This is a genomic window from Paracoccus sp. N5, from assembly GCF_000371965.1.
GTDB lineage: Bacteria > Pseudomonadota > Alphaproteobacteria > Rhodobacterales > Rhodobacteraceae > Paracoccus.
The window spans coordinates 1,861,753-1,885,083 of the sequence record NZ_AQUO01000001.1 but is presented as its reverse complement, the minus strand read 5'-3'; the positions used below and the strand labels follow the sequence as shown (position 1 = coordinate 1,885,083).

Genomic DNA, 23,331 nt, shown 5'->3' with positions numbered 1-23,331 from the left:
CGGCCTTGCCCCAAGGGGCCCGGGCCTCCCGCGAACGATCACGCGGTCTTGGCGACCTGCGTGAATTCCAGCTCGACCGGCGTCGGCCGGCCGAAGATCGAGACGGTGACCTTGATGCGGCTCGAGACCTCATCCACCTCCTCGACCATGCCCGAGAAGCCCTCGAAGGGCCCGTCGGTCACATTCACCTTCTCGCCCACGTCGAAGCGGATCAGATTGCGCGGCGCCACCTCGGCCCCGCCCTCGCCGGTGCGATGCAGGATCGCGTTCACCTCGTCGTCGCGCATCGGCATCGGCTTGCCCTGGGCACCCAGGAAGCCGGTGACGCGGTTGATCGAGTTCACCAGGTGATAGGTCTTGTCCGACAGTTCCATGCGCACCAGCACATAGCCGGGCATGAAGCGGCGCTCGGACGTGACCTTCTTGCCACGGCGGATCTCGATCACTTCCTCGGTCGGGACCAGAACCTCGTCGATCTCGTCCTCGAGACCCTTCTCGGCGACGGCCTGGCGAATCGCCTCGGCGACCTTCTTTTCAAAGTTCGACAGGACGCTGACCGAATACCAACGCTTTGCCATGTCTCGATCGACCCCTGTTTCTTCCAAGCTGGCACGCCAACCCATTGAATTCCTTAACCAGCCCAGCCAAATCGCGCATCCGTGATGCTGGCTTCCGGCCAAATTGAAATCGGCGCGCACGACCGAATCGATGCACGCCGCGTCATGGGCAGGTCGGGCGGACATACCGCCCCCTGCCCGGCAATGCAAGCCCTCAGCTGCCGACGAAGTGGATCAGCCCCGACAGGCCGGTCTTGATCGCGAGGTCGACGAGGAAGAAGAAGACCGAGGCCAAGGTCGCCATGATGAAGACCATCACCGTGGTGGTGATGACTTCGCGCCGCGTGGGCCAGGTGATCTTGCCGACTTCGGCGCGGACCTGGCTGATGAACTGGACGGGGTTGGCCATGGGAATCCCTTCGGTCTTGCAGCGCGTCAGATAGACCGGGCGCGGCATGATTTCAAGCCGGGATCTGGACCGCGGCCGGCGGCTGCAGGAACTCGACCTTGCGCAACCGGCGCAGCGCCGCCACCTGGGCGGCATAGTTCTCGGCCGAGCGGGCGTAATCCTCGGCCGGCAGCGGCCGCAGCGGGCCGTGGCCGTCGGCGCGGCGAAAGCGGCGGCGGGCGCGGGCGGCCAGCTGGCGCAGGTCGGCTTCGGTTTCGACCATGGCCCGGCGCAGGAACCAGTCATAGCCGGCCTGGGTCAGCCCTTCGTTCGCGGGCGGCGGCTCGGGCACCGCCGGCGCCAGCCCCTCGGGCAGCAGCCGGCGCAGCAGTTCGGGGCGCAGCGCCGCGTAATCCTCATAGCGCCAGACCACCAGCCGGGCGACCTCGGGCATCGCCGCCAAGCGCCGGACCAGCCCCAGCCAGTCGACCTGGGCCGGATCGCGGCCGCGCAGCCAGGGCGCAAGCTCGATCTCGTTGCCCAGCAGCACCTGCAACGAAAAGGCCGAGACGTTGAAACCCGCCGGGTCGCGGATCGCCAGATACAGCTCGGCCTGGCTCTCTCCTGCCAGCGCCAGCACCTGCCGCAGCCGGCGCACCGCAAAGGGATAGAGCAGCCCGCGACGCGAGAACATGCGGCTGCGATGCGTGCCGCCCAGGATGTTCTCCTCGGAGATCAGCAGCGCGGCGCAGCCCTGGCGGCGCTCCTGCAGGGCGGCGCGGAAGGCGGGCTCCTCGGGGCAGCCGGCGCCGGCGGACAGGATCTGCGACAGATCCAGCGGCGCCGTGCGCAGCAGGGCCGGATCGGCATAGCACAGCCCGGCCGCGGCCAGCCGGTCGCCGGCCAGGCGCAGCGAATATTGCAGATGGGTCGAGGCGGTCTTGTGCGCCCCCAGATGAATGCTCAGGGCCATGAATTCGTCGGTGTGGCGCTCGGCATGTCGGGGATTGCGGCTGGCAGGGGTTGGGGGACTCGAACCCACGACCCTCGGTTTTGGAGACCGATGCTCTACCAACTGAGCTAAACCCCTAAGCCGCGCGTCTGATTACGGCAGGCGCGCGGCCGGTTCAAGAGGAAATCACTCGGCCTTCAGGAAACCGCCCGACTGCCGCGCCCAGAGCCCGGCATAGATGCCGCCCTGCGCCAGCAGCTGATCATGCGTGCCCTGCTCGACGATGCGGCCCTGCTCCATCACCACCAGCCGGTCCATGCGGGCGATGGTGGACAGCCGGTGCGCGATGGCGATCACCGTCTTGCCCTGCATCAGCATGTCGAGCTGGCCCTGGATCGCCGCCTCGACCTCGCTGTCCAGCGCGCTGGTCGCCTCGTCCAGCACCAGGATCGGCGCGTCCTTCAGCAGCACGCGGGCGATGGCGATGCGCTGGCGCTGGCCGCCCGAAAGCTTCACCCCACGCTCGCCGACATGGGCGTCGAGCCCCTGCCGGCCCTGCGAATCGGTCAGCGTGTCGATGAAGCCGGCCTCGGCCAGTGCGGCGGCGCGCCGGATCTCGGCCTCCGGGGCATCGGGGCGGCCATAAGCGATATTGTCGCGGATCGAGCGGTGCAGCAGCGAAGTGTCCTGCGTCACCACCCCGATGGCCGCGCGCAGGCTCTCCTGCGTGACCTGGGCAATGTCCTGCCCGTCGATCAGGATGCGCCCGGCCTCCAGATCGTGGAAGCGCAGCAGCAGGTTCACCAGCGTCGACTTGCCGGCGCCCGAGCGCCCGACCAGGCCGATGCGCTCGCCCGGGGCGATGTCCAGCGTCAGGTCGTCCAGCACCGCGCCGCGCAGCCCGTCGCGCGGCTCGGCCCGGTCGCCGGCGCCATAGCGGAAGGTGACATGGTCGAACTGCACCCGCCCCTCGGGCACCGCCAGCGGCCGGGCGCCGCGCATGTCCGTCACCATGCGCGGCAAGGACAGCGAGCCGATGCCGTCGCGCACCGTGCCGATATTCTCGAACAGCCCGGCGAATTCCCACATGATCCAATGCGACATATTGCCCAGCCGCAGCGCCAGCGGAATGGCCACCGCGACCGCGCCGACCTCGATCTTGCCGCCGACCCACAGCCACAGCCCCAGCGCCGTGACTGCGAAGGTCAGCCCCGAGTTCAGCGACGAAAGCAGGATGTTCTGGATCGAGGCCAGCCGCATCTGGCCATGCACGGTCTTCAGGAACCCGTCCATGCTGTCGCGCACATAGGCCTCTTCGCGCGAGCTGTGCGAGAACAGCTTCACGGTCGAGATATTGGTATAGCTGTCGACGACGCGGCCGGTCATCACCGCGCGGGCATCGGCCTGCGCCTCGGAAATCCGGCCGATGCGCGGGATCAGCCACCACAAGAGCAGCCCGTAAAGCAGGCCCCAGCCGGCAAAGGGCAGCGCCAGCCAGCCGTCGGTCGAGGCGGCCAGGATCAGCGCGCCGATGAAATAGACCCCGACATAGACCAGCACGTCCATGAACTTCATCGCCACCTCGCGCACCGCAAGCGCGGTCTGCATCAGCTTGGTGGCGATGCGGCCGGCGAATTCGTCCTGGAAATAGCTCATCGACTGCCGCAGCAGATAGCGATGCGCCTGCCAGCGGATGCGCTGCGGGAAATTCCCCATCAGCGTCTGGTGCATCAGCAGCGAGAACAGCACCTGCAGGACCGGCAGCGCCACGACCAGGATGGCGCCCATCAGGATCAGCCGCCCGCCCTCGGCCGCCCAGAAGCCGGCGCGGTCGGCGCCGGACAGCCGGTTCACCAGCTCGCCCAGATAGCCGAACAGCACCACCTCGGCGACCGCGATCAGCGCCGAGCAGCCGGCCATGCCCAGCATATAGCCCTCGGCCCCGCGCGAGAAATGCAGGATGAAGCGCCACAGCCCGCTGGGCGGCATGCGCGGCGGGTCGGCCGGATAGGGATCGAGCCGGCTTTCGAACCAGCTGAACATGGCGCACCTCGGGTGGTATGGCAGGGCCGACCAGAACTGATGGCAGACGGGCCGGCTGTCAAGCCATGGCGGGCTAAAGGTGCCGGGTCTCGGGCGCCGGGTTCCACCAATTGTCATGCGCGCCGTCCGCGTAATGGATCGGGGCGGCGATCAGCTCGGCCTCGGGCACATCCTCCAGCGCGCTGACGCAGACGGCGATGAAATGGCCGCCCATCTCGGGGATATTGCCCTCGGTCCACAGCCGCGTGCCGCAGCGCGAACAGAAGGTGTGGTGCATGTCCACGCCGTCCTCGTCATGGCGCGGGGTCTCGGCCAGCAGTTCGGCGCCGTGGGTGATGCGAAAGCCGGCCGGGTCGGGCAGCCGCATCTCCCAATAGCGCATCTTGCGGCAGAAGCGGCAGTTGCAGCGCATGGTGCCCTGCGCCAGGTCGCCCTCGGCCTCGAAGCGGACCGAGCCGCAGAAGCAGGCGCCGTGATAGGTGGTCATGGCGCGTCTCCGTGATGCACGGCCTCGATATTGTTGCCGTCGGGGTCCAGGACGAAAGCGCCGTAATAGCCGGGGTGGTATTCGGGCCGCGGCCCCGGGGCCCCGTTGTCGCGCCCGCCCGCCGCCATGGCGGCATGATAGAAGGCATCCACCGCCGCACGGTCCGGGGCGGCAAAGGCGACATGCGTGCCGCCATGGGCAGGCTTGCCCGAGCCGATCCAGAAATCCGGCTTGCCGCCCCGGCCATAGCCCAGATGCGCGCCATGGCCGCCGGTCATCGCCTCGGTCACCTCCATCTCGACGCCGATCCCCAGCACCGCCAGCGCCGCATCATAGAAGGCACGCGCGCGCGTCATGTCCGACACCGCAATTCCGATATGGTCGATCATGTCCAGTCTCCTTTCCCGAGGCAGGATGAAGGACAACTGCTGACAGGTCACGGCAGTTTCCGAGCGGCCTCACCTTTCCCGAAGGCCGCGAGGGGGCCGCCCCAAAGGCGCGGCCCCGGCAAGGCGTCAGATATTGCCGGCCGACATTTCCCGCGCCAGGTGGTCCGCCTGCCGGATCGCCAGCGCCACGATGGTCAGCGTCGGGTTTTCCGCCGCGCCGGTGGTGAACTGGCTGCCGTCCGAGACATAGAGATTGGCGATGTCGTGGCTTTGCCCGAACTTGTTCACCACGCCGTCCTCGGGCTTTTCCGACATGCGGTTGGTGCCCAGGTTGTGGGTCGAGGGATAGGGCGGCGTCGGCAGCGTGCGGGTCGCGCCGACATTCCTGTAGATCGCCTCGCCGACCTTGTAGGCGTGGTTGCGCATGGCGACGTCGTTCGGGTGGTCGCTGAAATTGACGTTCGCCACGGCCAGGCCGAACTTGTCCCTGGTCTCGGACAGGGTGACGCGGTTGTCGGCCTGCGGCATGTCCTCGCCCACGATCCACATGCCGGCCATGTTCTCATAGCTGTCCAGCGCCGTGGTGAATTCGCGCCCCCAGGCGCCGGGGTCCAGGAAGGCCGCCATGAAGGGCAGGCCCAGGCTCAGCGTCTCGAGCTCATAGCCGCCGACGAAGCCGCGCGAGGGGTCGTGGCGCGCCTCGTCGCGCACGATCCCGGCCATGGTGGTGCCGCGCCACATCCTGACCGGCTTTTCGAAGATGCCATAGACCGAGCCGGTGGTGTGGCGCATGTAGTTCCGCCCCACCTGCCCCGAGCTGTTGGCAAGCCCGTCCGGGAACATGCTGCTGGCCGAATTGAGCAGCAACCGCGGGCTTTCGAAGCTGTTGCCGGCGACGCAGACCAGCCGCGCCTTCTGCATCTGCAGATTGCCGTCCTTGTCGAAATATTCGACCCCGGTCACCCGGCCCTTGTCATTGTGCAGGATGCGGGCGACATGGGCGTGGTCGCGCACCTCGAGATTGCCGGTCGCCTCGCCGCGCGGAATGTCGGTATAGGCGGCGGACCACTTGGCGCCCCATTTGCAACCCTGGAAGCAGAAGCCGGTCTGCTGGCAGGACATGCGGTCGTCATAATCGACGCTGTTGATCGCCATGTTGCCGGTATGGACTTCCTTGTAGCCCAGCGCCTTGGCGCCCTTTTCCAGCACATGATAGTTGTTGTTCCCCGGCAGCCGCGGCCGCCCGCCGACGCCGGCAACGCCCAGCTTGGCCTCGGCCTTGTCATACCAGGGCGCCATCTCGGCCGCGTCGATCGGCCAGTCCAGCAGGTTCGCGCCCTCGACCTTGCCATAGGTCGACAGCGCCTTCCACTCGTGCTCCTGAAAGCGCAGGCTGGCGCCCGCCCAATGGATCGAGGTGCCGCCCACCGCCTTGACGATCCAGGCCGGCAGGCCGGAAAAGTCCTTGGCCACGCGCCAGTCGCCGCTGGTGGTGCGCGGGTCGGTCCAGGCCAGCTGGCCGAAGCTGTCCCATTCGTCGTTGATGTAATCCTCGGGCAGATAGCGCCCGCCCGCTTCCAGGGCCACGACCTTGACGCCCTTCTGCGCCAGTTCGTTGGCCAGCACCCCGCCGCCCGCTCCGGTGCCGACGATGACCACGACGCTGTCGTCGTTCAGATCGAATTTGCCTGCCTGTGCCATGATCGTTCCTCCCTCACAGCCAGTCGATGTCGTCGAAGCCGCGGTCGATGTAACCGCCGTGCGAGAAGGACTCGCCCTCATAGCCGAAGAGCGGCCAGATCTCCTTCTGGTTATAGAGCCCCGTCACCAGCCCGCCGCGCACCGTCTGGAAGAAGGGCGTGTCCGCGATGCTGCGCAGGATGGCGACGCGATCCGCCTCCCATCCGGCATCGAGATAGCTGGCGAAGCCCGCCTGCTTCGCCGCCTCGTTCAGCGCCGCGATGCCCTCGGCCACCATGGCCTTCTTGTCCTCGGCGTCATAGGACTTGACCGCGACGGCATAGAAACGGTCGCCCAGCCGGTCATGCGGATAGATGTCGCGCGCCATCTGCAACAGCGTTGCCATCTCGGTTTCGCCGATCGCGGTGACCTCGACCGCCCAGGCCGCATCCGGCGCAGCGATGAAGCCGGCGCCCACCACCGACAGCGCCCCGGCGGCCAGGGCCCGACCCAGAAGCTGGCGGCGGCTCAGGCCTTGCTTGCTCAGTTTCGTCATTCTCTCCTCCCGTTTGTTCCATCCGCACCCCTCCCAAGATGCGGTCGCGTCAGAGGTAGCGGCCTCCGCGCTGAAGCACTTCGATCTGGTATCCGTCCGGATCCGCGATGAAGAAGAAGCGGGCGATGACCGCGCCGCCCGGGGCGAAATCGACCAGCTTGCGCGGCGCAAAGCCCTCGGCCGTCAGCCGGGCATGCGTCGCGTCCAGATCGTCGACGGAAAAGGCGATATGGCCATAGCCGTCGCCCAGGTCATAGGGCGTGGTCCGGTCCTTGTTGATGGTCAGCTCCAGCTCGGTCTCGCTTTCGCCATTCGCCAGGTAGACCAGGGTGAAATCGGGAAAATCCAGCCGCTGCGCGACCTTCAGCCCGAAGACCCGGTCATAGAAATCGACCGAGCGCGCCTCGTCCAGGACACGGATCATGGAATGGATGTATTTCGCCACGCCTTCCCTCCTTCGTGGTTGCCTTGGCACCAGACTAGGGGCGGCGAAAGCGGGCCGGGTAGTAGCGGATTACTACAGCATGCGATTGCGGCGGAAAATCATTCCGCGGCGATGCGATGGGGGGACAGCGTCTGCTCCTCGCCCAGGTGGATGGTGCAGGCGCAGCGCAGCAGCGAGGTGAAGTTCCGGGCCTCGCCATGGCGTTCCAGCACCTCGGCATGCAGCTTGGAGATGAAGGCCGGGGTCGAGACGCCTTCGCGCGCGGCGATGTCGTCGAGGATGCGCCAGAAGGCCCGCTCGAGCCGGATCGAGGTCGATTGCCCGTTCAGCCGCAGCCGCCGCGTCACGGATTCATAGCGTTCCGGGTCTTGCCCGGCAAAGATCTGGCACATGGGCTTGATCGCATCGTCGTGGCTTTTGCGGAGTTTGGGCCAGAAGCCGGCGCCGGTCAACGGCGCAAGCCCCGGCAGTCGCCGGACCTGCCACATTGGACAGGGCTGGTGCAGGCCGGGGGGACCAAGTACTCGACGCCTGACAGACTGCTGAAAAGGTCTGTACGACAGGACAACGTGGGCGAGAAACCGGGAAATCCGCCTCGAATTGGCCGAAAATTCCTCATTTCCAGGCCGATTTTGCGAGAACGATTTCCGCCGCGCCGCCTTCAGAATCCTTTTTCAGCAGCCTGCTCTCACGCTCGCAGCCAACCCCTTGTTTCACGAAAGATATTCCGGCTTGGCCGGCTGCGCCGTGAGATGCGCGTGGCAGGAGGCGGAACCGGGACGACGGTCGAGCAAGCTCTCATGCGTGGGTCGATTACCGCATGACCGTGGTTTCGTCCTGCAGCTGCCCCGGTCCAAGGATCGGGCATCGACAGTGTCGGCCCCTGACAGCGCACGAGGTTCCCCCGCCGCGTTTCGTCTCCAACCCTACACATCGAAAAGGTCGAGGCGCTCTTTTCAGACGGCCTCGACGAGCGGCAACAGAGGCGGCATTATCACCGCTCTGGCGATCGCCCAGGCAAAACCCGACATCGCGCGCAATCGCCGTCACGACAACGACCTTCGGCTTTCCTGCTACAACCGGACGGCGGTATCGCTGGCACATCCTGAACTGCCCCAGGCGATGTCGCACCACCCAAGGCAGCGCCTCGAGCCGGGCCGGAAGCCTCACGCTGACCCGTGCCGGCATCCGACAACTCCAGGCGCCCTCGACAGGCGCGCGTCAGGCGAGACCGCGCCCGCCGCCCCGGCGCATACTGGCCCTGCTGGAAGGCCCCACCGTTGTCAGCCCAAGACCGGCCAACAGGCTGGCGCGGACTGTCGGAGCGGTGAAAGTCCCCGACCTCCGCCACGACCGTCACCGCGACGATGAACCCGACGCCGCGCATCGCCTGAACCGCCGCAACCACTGGACACGGAGCCCCGGTGCCAAACCTCACCGCCGCGCTCGCCACGCGCAAGGATGACAGAGATCGACGCCTGATGAACGCCCAGCCTGATGAACCTGCTCCTCTCCATGGGGTCTCTCCCCCATTCTCGAGGCTCGGCACTAGCCAATCTGGTGCAACCCTCGAACGGAGAACGCCGCGGGAGAGGCCGCCGACCCAGTCAGATCAGCCAGCGATCATGGGAGCTGAGGTGCTTCGCCGTTCTTCTCTTCCTGCCGCTCATGGCCGCCATCTGGCACCGACCCGCGCCACAGACGCCGGCCATTGTGGTCCAGCCGCCATTGCGTCGCGCCGGGATGTTCTGGAAATTCGCAGGAAAACCGGCGGAGAACCCCGGCTACCGCCGCCTGGCCTCCGGTCGCGCCGTCGAAATTTGCAATTCCTCCGCGCCTCTCTCCCGACTTGACGGACGCGCGCCTCTTACCAGACCCGCCACCGGCCGCGCCACGCGGCAACCGCCGCCTCATCTTCTCTGTTCCTGCCGTGGCACCAGCCAAGCGCTTTCCTTCGGCTCCCCATCTCGGGCCTTCATGTTCCGCTCCCGGGCTTCGCGGCGCCCGGAGAAAGCCCCGGGGAACCCTTTGCAGCCGAGAAGGGGCCGGCAGAGCCGCAGGGGGCGCCGGCTGCGCTGTCCGGCGCCCCCCGCCCCCTTCTTCTTTCTTGCTGAAATATCCCGGGGTCCGGGGCAGCGCCCCGGCAGCGGCGGCGCCAAAAGCAAAAGGCCCGCCCCGTCTCCAGGGCAGGCCCGTCTCGCCGCGATATCCCGCCGATCGCTCGGACCGGGATCACCGGGCGATGTCTCGACCGGGCGGGACCGGGGCCCCGCCCCGCAGCATCACTTGATGATCTTCGACACCACGCCGGCGCCGACCGTGCGGCCGCCTTCGCGGATGGCGAAGCGCAGCTTCTCTTCCATCGCGATCGGCGCGATCAGCTCGACCTCGAACTTCAGGTTGTCGCCCGGCATCACCATCTCGGTGCCCTCCGGCAGCTTCACCGTCCCGGTCACGTCCGTGGTCCGGAAGTAGAACTGCGGCCGGTAGTTCGCGAAGAACGGCGTGTGGCGGCCGCCCTCTTCCTTGGTCAGGATATAGGCCTCGGCCTCGAAGGTCGTGTGCGGCTTCACCGAGCCGGGCTTGCACAGCACCTGGCCGCGCTCGACGCCGTCACGGTCGACACCGCGCAGAAGCGCGCCGATGTTGTCGCCGGCTTCCCCGCGGTCCAGCAGCTTGCGGAACATCTCGACGCCGGTGCAGGTGGTCTTCTTGGTGTCGCGGATGCCGACGATCTCCAGTTCGTCGCCCACGTTCACCGCACCGCGCTCGACGCGGCCGGTCACCACGGTGCCGCGGCCCGAGATCGAGAACACGTCCTCGATCGGCATCAGGAACGGCTGGTCCACGGCGCGCTCGGGCGTCGGGATGTAGCTGTCCACCGCCGCGATCAGCTCGCGGATCGAGTTCTCGCCGATCTCCGGGTCACGGCCTTCCAGCGCCGCCAGCGCCGAGCCCTTGATGATCGGAATGTCGTCGCCGGGGTAGTCGTAGGACGACAGCAGCTCGCGCACTTCCATCTCGACCAGTTCCAGCAGTTCCGGGTCGTCGACCTGGTCGACCTTGTTCAGGTACACGACCATGTAGGGGATGCCGACCTGGCGGCCCAGCAGGATGTGCTCGCGCGTCTGCGGCATCGGGCCGTCGGCGGCGTTCACCACCAGGATGGCGCCGTCCATCTGCGCCGCGCCGGTGATCATGTTCTTCACGTAGTCGGCGTGGCCGGGGCAGTCCACATGCGCATAGTGGCGCGCGTCCGATTCGTATTCCACATGCGCGGTCGAGATCGTGATGCCGCGGGCACGCTCTTCCGGCGCACCGTCGATCTGGTCGTAGGCCTTGAATTCGCCGAAGTATTTCGTGATCGCAGCCGTCAGCGTCGTCTTGCCGTGGTCAACGTGGCCGATCGTCCCGATGTTGACGTGCGGTTTCGTCCGTTCAAACTTTGCCTTTGCCATCATGGCCTCCTATCGGGGGGCCACCCGCGCGACAGCCCCGTCGTGAAACATCCGCCGCGACTTATAATCGTGCCGGGGAAAAATCAAGGGCAGCCGGGCCTTTCGGGGCGCCCATCTTGCGGCGTGGCCTGGCGGAACCGAAACCGGGTGGCCGCGTTGCAGTTGCGGACAGAAGGGTGCCCGGTCCCGGGGCCCCAACCACGCTCCCGGAGGATAACGATGAGCCTGATGAAATCCCTCGCCCGCGTCGCGGCCGGCGTCATGCTGGCCAAGGGCATCGGCACCATGATGAAGAACGCCCAGAACCGGTCGCAGCAAGGCGGCAGGCAAGGCTCGGGCGGGTTGCTCGACGACCTGCTGGGCAGCAATACCGGACAGGGCGGCAGCCGCGGGGCGGGCTCGGGGGGCCTGGGCGGCATGCTGGGCCAGGTGCTGGGCGGGCGCGGCGGCGCCGGCTCGGGCAGCGTCTATGACGGGCCGAATTCGCCGCGGCAGGCCGGCACCTCGGGCGGCCTCGGCGGCATTCTCGACCAGCTGACCGGCGGGCGCGGCGCCGCGGGCAGCAGCTCGGGCGGGGGCCTGGGCGGCGTCCTGGGCGGTGCGGCGGCCGGTGGCCTTGGCGGCATCCTGGGCGACCTCTTGGGTCAGCGCGGCGCCGCGCAGGCGGGCACGCCCGCCAGCAGCGGGCTGGCGCAGAAGGATTCGCAGCCCCAGAACGATTCCAGCTTCGGCGATCTCTTCAACGAGGCGCTGGCGACCGGGGACGAGCCCGCGACCGCGCCGACGCCGGAACAGAACGCCTTGGCCGGGCTGATGCTGAAGGCGATGATCCAGGCCGCGAAATCGGATGGCGAGATCGACGAGGCCGAGAAGGCCAAGCTGATGGCCGAGTTCGGCGAGTTGGACGAGGAAGAGCGCGCCTTCATCCGCGAGCAGATGGCCGCGCCGGTCGATGCCGCCGCGCTGGCGCGCGAGGTGCCCGAGGGCGCCGGGCCGCAGGTCTATCTGATGTCGCTGATGGCGATCGAATTCGACAACCGCAAGGAGGCCGAATACCTGCACCAGCTGGCCGAGGGCCTGGGGCTCGACAAGCAGACCGTGAACGGCATCCACGAAAAGGTCGGTGTCATCAACCTCTACGCCTGAGCAGGAACGGGCCGCGCCTTGCAGCGCGGCCCGCAATCATGCGGCAAAGATCGCCTCCAGGATCTCGGCCTCGACGGCGGCCAGTTCGGCGCTGCCGCGCCTGGCGGGACCGACGCGCAGGATGCGGGTCTCGCTGAGAATGCCGCCCTGCCCCAGCACGATCACCCGGTCGGACAGCGCCACCGCCTCGGCCACGTCATGCGTCACCAGGATCGCGGTGAAGCCCGCGCGGTCGTGCATGTCGCGGATCAGGTTCTGCATGGTCAGCCGGGTCAGCGCATCGAGCGCGCCCAGCGGCTCGTCAAGCAGCAGAAGGCCCGGATGGCTGACCAGCGCCCGCGCCAGCGCCACGCGCTGACGCTGCCCGCCCGACAGCTGCGCCGGCCAGAACCCGGCCTTGTCGGCCAGCTGCACCGAATCCAGCGCCTCGGCCACGGCGCGGTCGTCGCGCCCGCGCCGCAGCCCCAGGGCGACGTTCTCGGCCACCGAGGCCCAGGGCAGCAGGCGCGGCTCCTGGAACATGATCCGCGCCCGCTCGCCGCCAGTCTCGGCCGGCAGCCCGTCCACGGCGACGCTGCCCGAGCTGGGCTGGTCCAGCCCGGCGACCAGCCGCAGCAGCGTGGACTTGCCGCAGCCGCTTTTGCCGACGATGGACAGGAACTCGCCCGGCCGCACCGTCAGGTCCAGGTTCGCCAGCACGCGCTGGCCGCCGAAGCTGCGGCCCAGGCCACGCAGCTGCACCTCGGCACCGGCCGTCCGGTCGCGCAGCATGGGCGGGATCGGGATGTCGCGGGGCAGGATGCTAGCGGCTTGCATAGGCGGGGCTCCATTTCAGGGCGCGGCGCTCCAGCGCGCGGGTCAGCGTGTCGGCCAGCTTGCCGAGTGCCGCGTAAAGCAGGATCGACAGCACGACGACGTCCAGCACCATGAATTCGCGCGCCTGCATCGCCATGTAGCCCAGGCCCGACGAGGCCGAGAGCGTTTCCGCCACGATCAGTGTCAGCCACATGATGCCGAGGCCATAGCGCAGCCCGACGAAGATCGAGGGCAGCGCGCCGGGCAGCACCACGCGGCGGAACAGGGTGCGACCGTTCATGCCATAGGCCCGGCCCATCTCGATCAACTGCGGATCGACGTTGCGGATGCCGTGCAGCGTGTTCAGGTAGATCGGGAAGAACACGCCGAGCGCCACCAGGAACAGCTTGGCCCCTTCGCCGATGCCGAACCACAGGATCACCAGCGGGATCAGCGCCAGGTGCGGAATGTTGCGGATCATCTGCAGCGTGGTGTCGGTCAGCGTCTCGGACAGGCGCGAGACGCCGTTCGCGACCCCCAGCGCAAAGCCGATGCCGCCGCCGATGACCAGCCCCGCCAGCGCCCGCGCCGCCGAGACGCCGAGATGGGTGAAAAGCTCGCCCGAGGCGGTCATGCGCGCGCCCGTGGCCAGGATGGTCGAGGGGCGCGGCAGCACCGTATCCGCGACCAGCCCGGTGGCGCCGGCAACCTCCCACAGCGCAAGGATCGCCGCCGGCACCGCATAGGGCAGCAGCGCCGCCGAGGAGAGCAGGCCCGGCCGCCAGCTGGCCAGGCGCTGCACGTTCAGGGTTTCGGCCAGGCTCATGTCACGCCCCCTGTCCCGCGGCCGGCGTCCAGACCACCGAGGCGATGTCCAGCTTCCGCGGGATGATGCCCAGCTTCAAAAACTCGTCGGCCAGGGCCTGTTCATAGGCGACATGCTTGGACTCGACGAATCCGACCAGCCCGAGGTCGCTGCCCTTGCGGGTCAGGAAGCGCTCGATGACCGGGGCCGGCAGGCCGGTTTCCTTCGAGAAGGTGGTGATGGTCGCCGGCAGGTCGGCCTGGCCCTTCTGGCCCACCGCCTGCACGGTCTTGACCAGCCGGCCGATCAGCTCGGGGTTCTCGCGGGCGTAATCGGCATTGGCGGAATAGAAGTTGTAGTCCGGCTCCAGCCCCTCGGTCGTGATCAGCACGCGGGTGTTGGGCCGCGCCTCGGCCGAGGCGAAATAGGGATCCCAGATCGTCCAGGCCCCGATGGCGCCGGCGTCGAAGGCGGCGATGGCATCGGGCGGCGCCAGGTCCTGCGGCTCGATGTCGTCCAGCGTCAAGCCGGCGGCGCGCAGCAGCTTGATGGTGGCGTAATGCGCCGAGCTGCCGCGTTTGAAGGCCACGGTCTGGCCTTTCAGATCCTCGACCTTCCGGATCGGCGAATCCCCGGGCACCAGGATGGCATGCCCCTCGCGCGAGCCCTGGCCCGCGCCGACGAAGACCAGGTTGCCACGCGCGGCATGGGCAAAGATCGGCGGCACGTTGCCGGTATAGCCGAAGTCCAGCGCATTGGCCGACAAGGCCTCGAGCAGCGGCGGGCCCGAGGTGAACTCGGACCAGCTGACGCTGATGCCCTGGTCGGCCAGCGCCTGCTCGAAGGCGCCCGAGCCCTTGACGAGACCCAGGAGCCCGCCCTTCTGCCAGCCGACGCGCAGGGTCCTGGCCGGGGCGGCGCGCAGCACGCCCGGGGCGGCCAGGGGCGCCAGCGCCGCGGCCAGGCCCAGTCCGATTGCGCCGCGGCGCGAGATGGTGATGGTCATGGTGATCCTCTCAGAATGCTTGCAGAAGGGGCGCGGCGTCGGCCGCCGGCTGGGGCAGGGAATAGGGGGCGAGGAAAGGCGCGAACTGGTTCACCGCCCGGCTGAGCCGCGCATGGGCGGCATCGTCGGCCAGCTTGCCGCCGACGAATTCGCGATCCGCGACATAGACGCCGGTGGCCAGCGGCTGCGCCTCGAAGAAACCGAAAAGCGGGCGCAGCTGGTGCTCGATCACCAGCGCGTGGCGGTCGCCGCCGCCGGTCGCGGCCAGCAGGACCGGCTTGCCGGCCAGCATGTCGGGGTCGAGCAGGTCGAAGACATGCTTGAACAGCCCCGCATAGCTGCCCTTGTGGACCGGGCTCGCGATGACCAGCGCATCGGCGCGGATCAGCTCGGTCACATGGGCCAACGCCTCGGGCTCCAGATCAGCCAGCCGGCGGGCATGGCCCAGCGACGGGCCCAGGTCGGCCAGGTCGAAGACATGGCCGATGGCACCGAAGCGGTCGGCCGTCAGGTCGACGGCGGCCTGCACCAGGGCGCGGCTGCGCGAGGGCGCGGAAAAGCTGCCGGCAAAGCCGGCGATGGTCAGGGTGGACATGAGGATCTCCTGTCGGTTGGTCCCTGGGATCAGGATGGATGGGCAGCCGGGGCCGGTTGGCCGGGGCTGCGCAGGATGGGGGTCAGCAGCGCGTGCCGGGCGATGCGGCGGGCAACCGCGCGGGCGTGGGCGGCGCATTCCGGGGCGCCGACCAGTTCGCCGACATGGCCGCGCGCCAGCGGACCTGCGACCAGAACCTGCTCGGCGGGGCGGCCCTGGGCCGACAGCGCCACGCAGGCATCGGTCACGGCCAGGCCCAGCCCCAGCGGGCAGGGCGCGATCAGCCCCAGCCGCTCGAGTGCGCCAAGCGCCGGGTTGGCGCCGATACATCGGTCCTGCGCCGGGCCGGTGGTGACGATGACGCGGTCGAAGCTCTGGCTCAGCGCCGAGGCGCCGCCGCGCGGACGCCAGTCGATGCGCAGCTCGCCCGCGGCGGCCTCTTCGGCGGCCAGAAGATGTCCGGCCAGGTAGCGCAGCCGGCCCGAGGCCGTCAGGCGCTCGACCACCGCCTCGGTCTGCGGCGGCAGGCGATAGCGGTGCACGTCCCACCAGGCCCGCAGGTGGCGCAGCAGCCGGCGGCGGCCGTCGTCGCCCAAGGCCTGCCAGATCGCCGGCCCCTGCTCGCGCAGGCGATAGAAGGTCGCATGCCAGCCCTGCCCGCGCGCCTGGTCGTCGACGATGGCGTGGCGCACCCGGCGCAGCAGCTCGGAGGCGCTGCGGATCGGCGGGTCGGTGAAATCGGCATCGCTGTCCTGGCCGACCGGCCCGTGCCCGCGCGAGCGCAGCCCATGCCGCGACAGGCAGGTGATCGGGCCGCGATGGCCCTGGCGTTCCAGCGTCGTCACCACATCGGCGGCGCTAAGCGCGGCGCCCAGGATCAGCACCCGCGCCTCGGCCGGGACTTGCGCCAGCCGCGCGGCATCGTTCGGATCGGCGATCAGCCCCGGCGCATCGGCGATGGCCGACAGCACGCGCGGCAGGGCCGGCGCCGGATGGCCGGTGGCCAGCACCAGCAGGTCGGCGTGGATGCGGCTGTCGTCCGACAGCATCAGCAGCAGCGAATCCTCGCCGTCGCGCTGGATGTCGCTGACCCGGGCCCGGACATGGCGCAGCGCGCCCGAGCGCAGATGCGGCGCCAGCCGCTCGGCCACGTAGCGGCCGAAAAGCGCGCGCTGCGGGAAGATGTCGCCATTCCCCGCCCGTGCCCGCGCATCCAGCACGTCGGGATTCTCGGCCAGCCATTCGGCGAAATCCGTCCGGTTCTCGGGGTCGAGCGACATGCGATGCGCCGGCACGTTGATGCGATGCGCCGGGTCGGTGGCGGAATAGGCCAGCCCTCGCCCCAGCTCGGCGCGCGGCTCGACCACGGTCAGGCGCAGCGGCAGGCGCATCCGCGCCAGTTGCCAGGCCAGCGCCGCGCCGGTGAAGCCGCCGCCGACGATGACCACGCGCAGGGCCGGGGAATGGGGCGCGTTCATCGCCTCAGCCTCCGGCAAGGGCCAGCTGCGGCCGCTGCGCCGCCGGGCGGTGGTCGTTGCCCACCGTCTCGCCGAAGGGCCCCAGATGCGCCGAGACCGGCTGCTGCGGCAGCGGATGGTCCAGGGGCAGGAGCGGCAGCACCCGCTCGCCGAAGCTGTAGGCCTCTTCCAGGTGCGGATAGCCCGACAGGATGAAGGTATCGATGCCGATGCGGCGGTATTCGTCGATGCGCTCGGCCACGGTCTCGGCATCGCCGACCAGCGCCGTGCCGGCCCCGCCGCGCACCAGACCGACCCCGGCCCAGAGGTTCGGGCTGATTTCCAGCTTGTCGCGCCGCCCGCCGTGCAGCGCCGCCATGCGCGCCTGGCCGACCGAATCCATGCGGGCGAAATTCGCCTGGGCGGTGGCGATGGTGGCGTCGTCCAGCCTGCTGATCAGCTGCTCGGCGGCCTGCCAGGCCTCGGCATTGGTGTCGCGCACGATGACATGCAGGCGGATGCCGAAGCTGACCTCGCGGCCCTCGGCCTCGGCCAGGCGGCGCACGCTTTCGATCTTGGCACGGACCTGCGCCGGAGGCTCGCCCCAGGTCAGGTATTTGTCGATCTGCCGCGCGGCGACCGCATTGGCGGCATCCGACGAGCCGCCGAAGAACAGCGGCGGGCCGTTTTCCTGCAGCGGGTGGAACAGCAGCTTGCCATCCTCGATCTGCAGGTGTTTTCCTTGGTGGTTCACCGTCTCGCCGGCCAGCAGGGCCTTGTAGACGGTCAGGAATTCCTCGGTCACCTCATAGCGTTCGGCATGGCTCAGGTGGATGCCGTCGCCGGCATTCTCGGCCGGGTCGCCGCCGGTCACGACATTGATCAGCAGCCGGCCGTTCGACAGCCGGTCCAGCGTCGCCGTCATCCGCGCCGCCAGCGTCGGCGACTGCAGCCCCGGCCGCACCGCGACCAGGAAGCGAAGCTTTTCGGTCTGCGAGGCCAGCGCGGCGGCGGTGACCCAGCTGTCCTCGCAGCTGCGGCCGGTGGGCAGCAGCACGCCGTAATAGCCAAGCGCATCAGCGGCCTGCGCGATCTGGCGCAGATAGGGCAGGTTCACCGCGCGGCCGCCCTCGGCCGTGCCCAGATAGCGGCTGTCGCCATGGGTGGGCAGAAACCACAGAACCCGGATCGTGTCGGGCGTTTCGATGCTCATGTGCCGGTCCTTTCGCAAATGGGGCCGCGCCGACGGGGCGGCGGCCTGTTTACGAGAATCAGAATACACATAAACACGATTGGGTATATAGTGATTAAATGCTCCCGCCGAGATTAGGGCGGGTTTCCGCGCCGCGCTGCCCGATCCGAAACCATTTCCCGCCCGGCGCGGCAGCAGCGGGCCGATGGCCCGCAAGGACGGCGGCGCGGCGGGTTTCTGTTCCGCCGCGCCGCTATCATGCCACCGGAGCCGCGCAAAACCACGTCTTGGTTTGTCTTGTATAGGCGAGGATCATCGTCGCCGGAGCCGACCAGTCCCGGAGGGTCAGCCGATGTCACGCCATGCCCGTTTCCGAATCAGCGGCTCGCCCCTGTGCCCGGCCGCGCAACGCGCCGGGCTGGCGCTGGCCCTGCGCGGCCGGGATTTCAGGCCCCTGCGCAGCCCCGGCAAGATCCGCCTGCTGATCGGGCAGGGATCCGGGCTGGTGCTGGCCATCGAAAGCCCGGTCGCCATGCTGGAGCTGATCGAGGATCTGCATTCCGGCCAGCCCCTGCACCCGGCCGAACCGGCGCTGCGTGCCCGCCACCGCCAGCTGATCGCGGCTACGGATGCGGCGCAGCAGGCGCTGGCGGCGGTGCTGGCGGCCCGCAACCTGCGCGATCTCGACCTCGCGGTCTTCCCGCTGCGCCAGCGCCTGCTGGGGATCGAGGCCGAATTGCAGGCGCTGCCTGAAGGCGGCGGCTCGAACCTCGACATCGCGCTGGCGCCGCTCGTATGGCGGCTGGCGGTGCTGGACCGCCGGCGCGGGCTGCACCTGGGCGACGGCTTGCCCGGCGCGGCGCGGCGGCTGGCGCTGCCGCTGGCCTGGCCCTAGACGCGCCGCGTCCTGAGCCTTGCCACCGGCCGGGCCTTCCTGGACGAACTGGCGGCGCAGGGCGCGGTCGTCGCCCTGGCCGTCGAGGATTGGGACCGATGTTTCGACGGCGCCCCGGGGCGCAAGGTGCTGCCGCTGCCTCCGAACCCGTCCCTGTCCGAGCCCGGACTGCAGCCCGGCCCGCCCTTCGTCCCGATTGGTAAAGATGAACGAGGTGACGTTCTTGATCGGCACCGCATCCGTCAGCCGCTTGTAGAAGCGGTCGAAGTCCGGCATGTCCGCCACCGCGACCCGCAGCATGTAGTCCATGCGCCCGGCCATGCGCCAGGTCTCCATGATCTCGGGCAGGGTGGTGACGACCCGGGTGAAGGCCGCGCGCCATTCCGGGGAATGGTCCGGCGCCTCGATCTCTCGACAAAGACCGTGATGCCCAGGCCCAGCTTGCCGGGATCGGCCAGCGCGACCCGGCGTGTCAACACGCCCCGCGCCTCGAGCTTCTGGATGCGCTTCCAGCACGGCGTCTGCGACAGACCGACCTTTCGGCGATCTGGGCAATGGGCAGGGTGGCGTCCTGCATCAGCTCCGCCACGATCTTGCGGTCTATCAGGTCCAGATCCAGCATGGTTTCGCTCGGTTTCCGGCAAGACTCGGGGTTTGTCGATCCGTTATTCCTCATATGGAAAGTTGGCGCCGGCGCCGGAATCGTTTACGCTTTGTTCCGAACCGCCTGCCATAGGAGCCCTTGCCGCGGCACGATGGATGAGATTTCGGCAATCCCGGCAGATCGCAAGGTGATCCATGTCGACATGGACGCCTTTTATGCCTCGGTCGAGCAGCGCGACGACCCGGCGCTCCGCGGCCGGCCGGTGGCGGTGGGCGGCTCGTCCCTGCGCGGCGTGGTGGCGGCGGCCAGCTATGAGGCGCGGGTCTTCGGCGTGCGCTCGGCCATGCCCTCGGTCACCGCGGCGCGGCTTTGCCCGGCGCTGGTCTTCGTCAAGCCGCGCTTCGAGGTCTATCGCGCCGTCAGCGCCCAGATCCGCGCCATCATGCTGGACTACACCCCGCTGGTCGAGCCGCTGTCGCTGGACGAGGCCTATCTGGACGTGACCGCGCAGCTGCGGCCCGGCCAGACCGCGACCCAGATCGCGCGCGAGATCCGCGCCCGCATCCGCGCGGCGACCGGCCTGACCGCCAGCGCCGGGGTCAGCTACAACAAGTTCCTGGCGAAACTCGCCTCGGACCAGAACAAGCCGGACGGGCTGTGCGTCATCACCCCGCGGCGCGGCCCGGAGTTCGTGCTGACCCTGCCGGTCGGCAAGTTCCACGGCGTGGGCCCGGCCACCGCGGCCAAGATGGAGGCGCTGGGCATCCGCACCGGCGCCGACCTGCGCGCGCAGGAGCTGGAATTCCTGACCCGGCGCTTCGGCAAGTCGGGGCAGTATTACTGGAACATCGCGCGCGGCATCGACCACCGGCAGGTCCGGCCCGACCGCATCCGCAAGTCGGTGGGCGCCGAGAACACCTTCTTTACCGACCTGATGACACTGGAGGAGGCCGCCGAGGCGCTGGCACCGCTGGCCGAGAAGGTCTGGCGCCATGTCGCGCGCCACGAACTGCACGGCCGCACCGTGACGCTGAAGGTCAAGTTCGCGGATTTCCAGATCAACACCCGCGCCCGCACCCTGCCCCGCCCGGTCGGCGGCGAGGCCGAGATGCTCTCCATCGCCTGCGAATTGGCGACGCTGGTCCTGCCCGACCGGCGCGGCGTGCGCCTGCTGGGCATCACGCTTTCGGGCTTCGACCATGCCGAACCCGAGGAACCCGAGCAGCTGCGGCTGTTCTAGGGCGTGATGCGCGCCGCGCCCGCGACCAGCCCCTCACTCATGCGGTCGAAGCGCATATGGGCGATGGCCCGGCCGCCGGACTGGGTGAACAGCGTGCCGGCCTCGCGCCCGTCCGGCATCAGGATCGGCGTGCCGACCGGGGCCGCGCCCGCGATGCCGACGGTCACGAGGCCCTTGCGCAGCTCGGTCTTGTGCTTCATCCGCGCCGTGACCTCCTGCCCGACATAGCAGCCCTTGCGGAAATCGACGCCATGCAGCCGCTCGAACCCGGCTTCCAGGATGAAGGTCTCGTTCGGGATCAGCTCGATCAGGCTTTCGGGGATGCAATGCGCGACCCGGATGGCGTCCCAGTCGCTGCCGTCGTCACCCTCGGCGCCATAAAGCCGCCAGCCCAGCGCCTCGTGGCGCGGGTCGGCCATGGCGCCCTCGGGCGGCGCGCCGGTGCCGCGCGCCACGGCCAGATCGGTCGGCTCGATCATCACCTGCGAGCGCAGCCGATACATCGCCAGCCGCTTCAGCAGGTCACCCGCCAACCGCTCGTCCACGTCGATCAGCAGCCGTTCGCCCTGCGGCACCACCAGGAAATCCGCCAGATACTTGCCCTGCGGCGTCAGCAGCGCCGCCCAGGCGGGCGCAGCGCCGACCTTGTTCGTCACCAGCCCTTGCAGGAAATCCACCCGATCCGGGCCCGAGACCGCCAGAATCCGCCGCATCACTTGTCTCCGAATTGCAGTTTGACCAGCGCGGCATAGGCACCGCCCTGGGCCATAAGCTGGTCATGGCTGCCCTGTTCCACAACCCGGCCGTGATCCACGACCACGATCTTGTCGGCCTGGCGCACGGTCGAAAGCCGGTGCGCGATGACCAGCGTGGTGCGCCCGGCCGACAGCTCGTCCAGCGCCTGCTGCACCAGCCGCTCGCTTTGCGCGTCCAAGGCGCTGGTCGCCTCGTCCAAGAGCAGGATCGGCGCATCGCGCAGCACGGCGCGGGCAATGGCGACGCGCTGGCGCTGGCCGCCCGACAGGGCCGAGCCCCGCGGCCCGGCCGGCGTGTCGAGGCCCATCGGCAAGGCATCGGTGAAATCCGCGACATGGGCGGCGACGATGGCGCGGCGCAGCGCCTCGTCATCGCGGGCATGGCCCAGCAGGATATTCTCGCGCAGCGTCTCGTCGAACAGCGCCGCCTCCTGCGCGACGGTGGAAAACTGGTCGCGCAGCACGCCCAGGTCGAACTCGCGCAGCGGCACGCCGCCCAGCGTGATCTCGCCCGAGGCCGGGTCGACCATCCGCGTCAGCAGGTTGAAGACCGTGGACTTGCCGGCCCCCGACGGCCCGACCAGCGCCGTGGTGCGGCCGGCCTCGGCGGTGAAGCTCAGCCCGTTCAGCACCGGATGGCCGTCATAGGCCATGTGCACGTCCCGAAGCCGGATCGTGGTGTCCGGCGGCGGCGCGCGCCGCGGTCCCGAAATGATCGAGGGCCGCATGTCCAGCACCTCATAGATCCGCTCCAGCGAGGCGGCGGCGGCCTGCCAGGTCCCGGTCAGCCCGCTGAGCCGGCGCAGCGGCTGGAAGGCCAGCGCCAGCGCGGTGAAGAAGGACATGAAGTCGCCGACCGTGCGTTCGCCCCGCGTGACCTCGGCCCCGCCAAGCGCCAGCACGCCGACGAAGCCGATGCCGGTCACCACATCGACCAGCGCCGGCACGGTGGCGCCGATGCCCGACATCTTGATCTCGGCCCGGCGGATGCGGCTGACGATCTGGTCGAAGCGGCCGGTCTGATAGGCCTCCATCCGGTTCAGCTTGACGGCGTTGATGCCGTGCAGCACCTCGTCCAGCCGGGTGGCGCGCTGGCTGGCGTTGACGCGGTTCTGCCGCACCTTGCGGCGGATATAGCGCTGCACCAGCACCGTGGGCACGATCAGCAGCGGCGCGCCGACCAGCGCCGTCGCCGTCCACCACGGGTCCACCGCCACCGCCACGCCGAACAGCGACACCAGCGACACCGCGTCCCGCCCGGCGCCGGAAATGAACGTGGTCCAGACGCCTTGCACCGCCTGGGTGTCGCCCTGCACCCGCTCGATCAGCGCGCCGGGCGGGTTCTTCTGGAAGAACCCACCGTCCAGCGTCATGATATGCGACAGCAGGTCGGTCTGCATCCGGGTCGAGACCGACAGCGAGACCGAGGTCATCAGGCTGCGGTTGATGACGAAGGTCGCGGCCCGCACCAGGAACAGCGCGAAGATCGAGCCGCCGACCCACCAGATCGCATCCGTATCGCCGCCGACGAAGACGCGGTCGAACAGCGGCTTCAGCATCCAGCTGAGCAGCCCCAGGGTCGAGCCCTCAAGGATCAGGAAGAACAGCGCCAGCAGGATGCGCAGCCAATAGCGGCTCAGGTAGTCGCGCCACATGCGGGCGAACAGGTTGGCCGTTTTCTGAAACTTGTCCGCCATCGCGTCCCCGGTCCTCGGTCGCGCCAAGGGATAAGGCGCAAGCCGCGCCGGGGCAAGCCGCCGCCGGTCCGCCCGGGCGCTGCCTTGCGCGTTTCACCGTTTCCCAAATACCCCGCCCACCGCGCAACCCGCGCCCGGCCGGCCGGTCCGCCGCCGCGCCGTTGACCTTGCGCAAGGCCCGCCCTACCG

At 69.0% G+C, this 23,331-nt stretch carries 22 protein-coding genes, 1 tRNA gene and 1 pseudogene; 3 read left to right on the top strand and 21 right to left on the bottom strand.

Annotated features, from left to right (window positions below; genetic code table 11):
* Positions 1-38: 38 nt before the first annotated feature.
* The 12 genes from nusG to tuf form a co-directional block, all read right to left on the bottom strand.
* The gene (nusG, locus tag PARN5_RS0109500; RefSeq protein WP_017999540.1) at positions 39-578 is read right to left on the bottom strand and encodes a transcription termination/antitermination protein NusG; all 540 of its coding nucleotides are present in this window, start codon (positions 576-578) and stop codon (positions 39-41) included.
* Positions 579-771: 193 nt separating this feature from the next.
* The gene (gene secE / locus PARN5_RS0109495; protein ID WP_026155309.1) at positions 772-966 is read right to left on the bottom strand and encodes a preprotein translocase subunit SecE; all 195 of its coding nucleotides are present in this window, start codon (positions 964-966) and stop codon (positions 772-774) included.
* 52 nt (positions 967-1,018) lie between these two features.
* Positions 1,019-1,918, bottom strand: a complete 900-nt coding sequence (locus PARN5_RS0109490; RefSeq protein ID WP_026155308.1) for a hypothetical protein — start codon at positions 1,916-1,918, stop codon at positions 1,019-1,021.
* Positions 1,919-1,959: 41 nt separating this feature from the next.
* A tRNA-Trp gene (locus PARN5_RS0109485) sits at positions 1,960-2,035 on the bottom strand.
* Positions 2,036-2,083: 48 nt separating this feature from the next.
* The gene (locus tag PARN5_RS0109480; RefSeq protein ID WP_017999538.1) at positions 2,084-3,940 is read right to left on the bottom strand and encodes an ABC transporter ATP-binding protein; all 1,857 of its coding nucleotides are present in this window, start codon (positions 3,938-3,940) and stop codon (positions 2,084-2,086) included.
* A gap of 73 nt (positions 3,941-4,013) precedes the next feature.
* Complete coding sequence (locus PARN5_RS0109475; protein WP_017999537.1) at positions 4,014-4,427, bottom strand: GFA family protein; 414 nt, start codon at positions 4,425-4,427, stop codon at positions 4,014-4,016.
* Positions 4,424-4,816, bottom strand: a complete 393-nt coding sequence (locus PARN5_RS0109470) for a VOC family protein (RefSeq protein WP_017999536.1) — start codon at positions 4,814-4,816, stop codon at positions 4,424-4,426. The genes PARN5_RS0109475 and PARN5_RS0109470 overlap by 4 nt, the downstream gene beginning before the upstream one ends.
* A 126-nt stretch (positions 4,817-4,942) precedes the next feature.
* On the bottom strand, positions 4,943-6,517 hold the full coding sequence (locus PARN5_RS0109465) for a GMC family oxidoreductase (RefSeq protein WP_017999535.1): 1,575 nt from the start codon (positions 6,515-6,517) through the stop codon (positions 4,943-4,945).
* A gap of 13 nt (positions 6,518-6,530) precedes the next feature.
* The gene (locus PARN5_RS0109460; protein ID WP_017999534.1) at positions 6,531-7,052 is read right to left on the bottom strand and encodes a hypothetical protein; all 522 of its coding nucleotides are present in this window, start codon (positions 7,050-7,052) and stop codon (positions 6,531-6,533) included.
* A 49-nt stretch (positions 7,053-7,101) separates the two neighbouring features.
* Positions 7,102-7,497: a VOC family protein gene (locus PARN5_RS0109455; RefSeq protein WP_017999533.1), complete on the bottom strand. Its 396-nt coding sequence runs from the start codon at positions 7,495-7,497 to the stop codon at positions 7,102-7,104.
* Between the two features lie 98 nt (positions 7,498-7,595).
* Positions 7,596-7,889, bottom strand: coding sequence for a ribbon-helix-helix domain-containing protein (locus tag PARN5_RS21890; RefSeq protein WP_036744834.1), 294 nt, complete (start codon positions 7,887-7,889; stop codon positions 7,596-7,598).
* 1,890 nt (positions 7,890-9,779) lie between these two features.
* Positions 9,780-10,955, bottom strand: coding sequence for an elongation factor Tu (gene tuf / locus PARN5_RS0109445; protein WP_017999553.1), 1,176 nt, complete (start codon positions 10,953-10,955; stop codon positions 9,780-9,782).
* A 219-nt stretch (positions 10,956-11,174) separates the two neighbouring features.
* Here tuf and PARN5_RS0109440 point away from each other — a divergent pair, with 219 nt between their 5' ends.
* Positions 11,175-12,101 carry a DUF533 domain-containing protein gene (locus PARN5_RS0109440; RefSeq protein WP_017999530.1) on the top strand — a complete coding sequence of 309 codons (927 nt, stop codon included), beginning with the start codon at positions 11,175-11,177 and terminating at the stop codon, positions 12,099-12,101.
* Positions 12,102-12,137: 36 nt separating this feature from the next.
* Here PARN5_RS0109440 and PARN5_RS0109435 read toward each other — a convergent pair whose 3' ends face one another.
* From PARN5_RS0109435 to ssuD, 6 genes are read right to left on the bottom strand one after another with little or no spacing between them, the layout of a single operon-like run.
* Positions 12,138-12,917, bottom strand: coding sequence for an ABC transporter ATP-binding protein (locus tag PARN5_RS0109435; protein ID WP_017999529.1), 780 nt, complete (start codon positions 12,915-12,917; stop codon positions 12,138-12,140).
* A complete protein-coding gene (locus tag PARN5_RS0109430; protein ID WP_017999528.1) occupies positions 12,904-13,722 on the bottom strand; it encodes an ABC transporter permease subunit in 819 nt (272 codons plus the stop codon). The genes PARN5_RS0109435 and PARN5_RS0109430 overlap by 14 nt, the downstream gene beginning before the upstream one ends.
* A 1-nt stretch (position 13,723) precedes the next feature.
* Positions 13,724-14,707 (bottom strand): aliphatic sulfonate ABC transporter substrate-binding protein, encoded by a 984-nt coding sequence (locus PARN5_RS0109425; RefSeq protein ID WP_017999527.1) that lies wholly within the window; start codon positions 14,705-14,707, stop codon positions 13,724-13,726.
* A 10-nt stretch (positions 14,708-14,717) separates the two neighbouring features.
* On the bottom strand, positions 14,718-15,302 hold the full coding sequence (locus PARN5_RS0109420) for an NAD(P)H-dependent oxidoreductase (protein WP_017999526.1): 585 nt from the start codon (positions 15,300-15,302) through the stop codon (positions 14,718-14,720).
* 29 nt (positions 15,303-15,331) lie between these two features.
* Positions 15,332-16,780, bottom strand: coding sequence for an FAD-dependent oxidoreductase (locus tag PARN5_RS21885; RefSeq protein ID WP_017999525.1), 1,449 nt, complete (start codon positions 16,778-16,780; stop codon positions 15,332-15,334).
* Between the two features lie 4 nt (positions 16,781-16,784).
* Positions 16,785-17,948 carry an FMNH2-dependent alkanesulfonate monooxygenase gene (ssuD, locus tag PARN5_RS0109410; RefSeq protein WP_346420636.1) on the bottom strand — a complete coding sequence of 388 codons (1,164 nt, stop codon included), beginning with the start codon at positions 17,946-17,948 and terminating at the stop codon, positions 16,785-16,787.
* A gap of 355 nt (positions 17,949-18,303) precedes the next feature.
* Here ssuD and PARN5_RS24545 point away from each other — a divergent pair, with 355 nt between their 5' ends.
* Complete coding sequence (locus PARN5_RS24545) at positions 18,304-18,846, top strand: hypothetical protein (protein WP_017999523.1); 543 nt, start codon at positions 18,304-18,306, stop codon at positions 18,844-18,846.
* Positions 18,847-19,056: 210 nt separating this feature from the next.
* Here the strand turns inward: PARN5_RS24545 and PARN5_RS21875 are convergent.
* Positions 19,057-19,468, bottom strand: a pseudogene (locus tag PARN5_RS21875) (Lrp/AsnC family transcriptional regulator); the annotation flags it as partial.
* A 133-nt stretch (positions 19,469-19,601) separates the two neighbouring features.
* On the opposite strand from PARN5_RS21875, the gene dinB reads away from it, so the two are divergent.
* Positions 19,602-20,690: a DNA polymerase IV gene (gene dinB / locus PARN5_RS0109395; RefSeq protein WP_017999522.1), complete on the top strand. Its 1,089-nt coding sequence runs from the start codon at positions 19,602-19,604 to the stop codon at positions 20,688-20,690.
* Here the strand turns inward: dinB and PARN5_RS0109390 are convergent.
* Together PARN5_RS0109390 and PARN5_RS0109385 are read right to left on the bottom strand one after the other, a co-directional pair.
* Positions 20,687-21,403, bottom strand: a complete 717-nt coding sequence (locus tag PARN5_RS0109390; RefSeq protein WP_017999521.1) for a folate-binding protein YgfZ — start codon at positions 21,401-21,403, stop codon at positions 20,687-20,689. The genes dinB and PARN5_RS0109390 overlap by 4 nt on opposite strands.
* Positions 21,403-23,142: an ABC transporter ATP-binding protein gene (locus PARN5_RS0109385; RefSeq protein ID WP_017999520.1), complete on the bottom strand. Its 1,740-nt coding sequence runs from the start codon at positions 23,140-23,142 to the stop codon at positions 21,403-21,405. The genes PARN5_RS0109390 and PARN5_RS0109385 overlap by 1 nt, the downstream gene beginning before the upstream one ends.
* Positions 23,143-23,331: the final 189 nt, after the last annotated feature.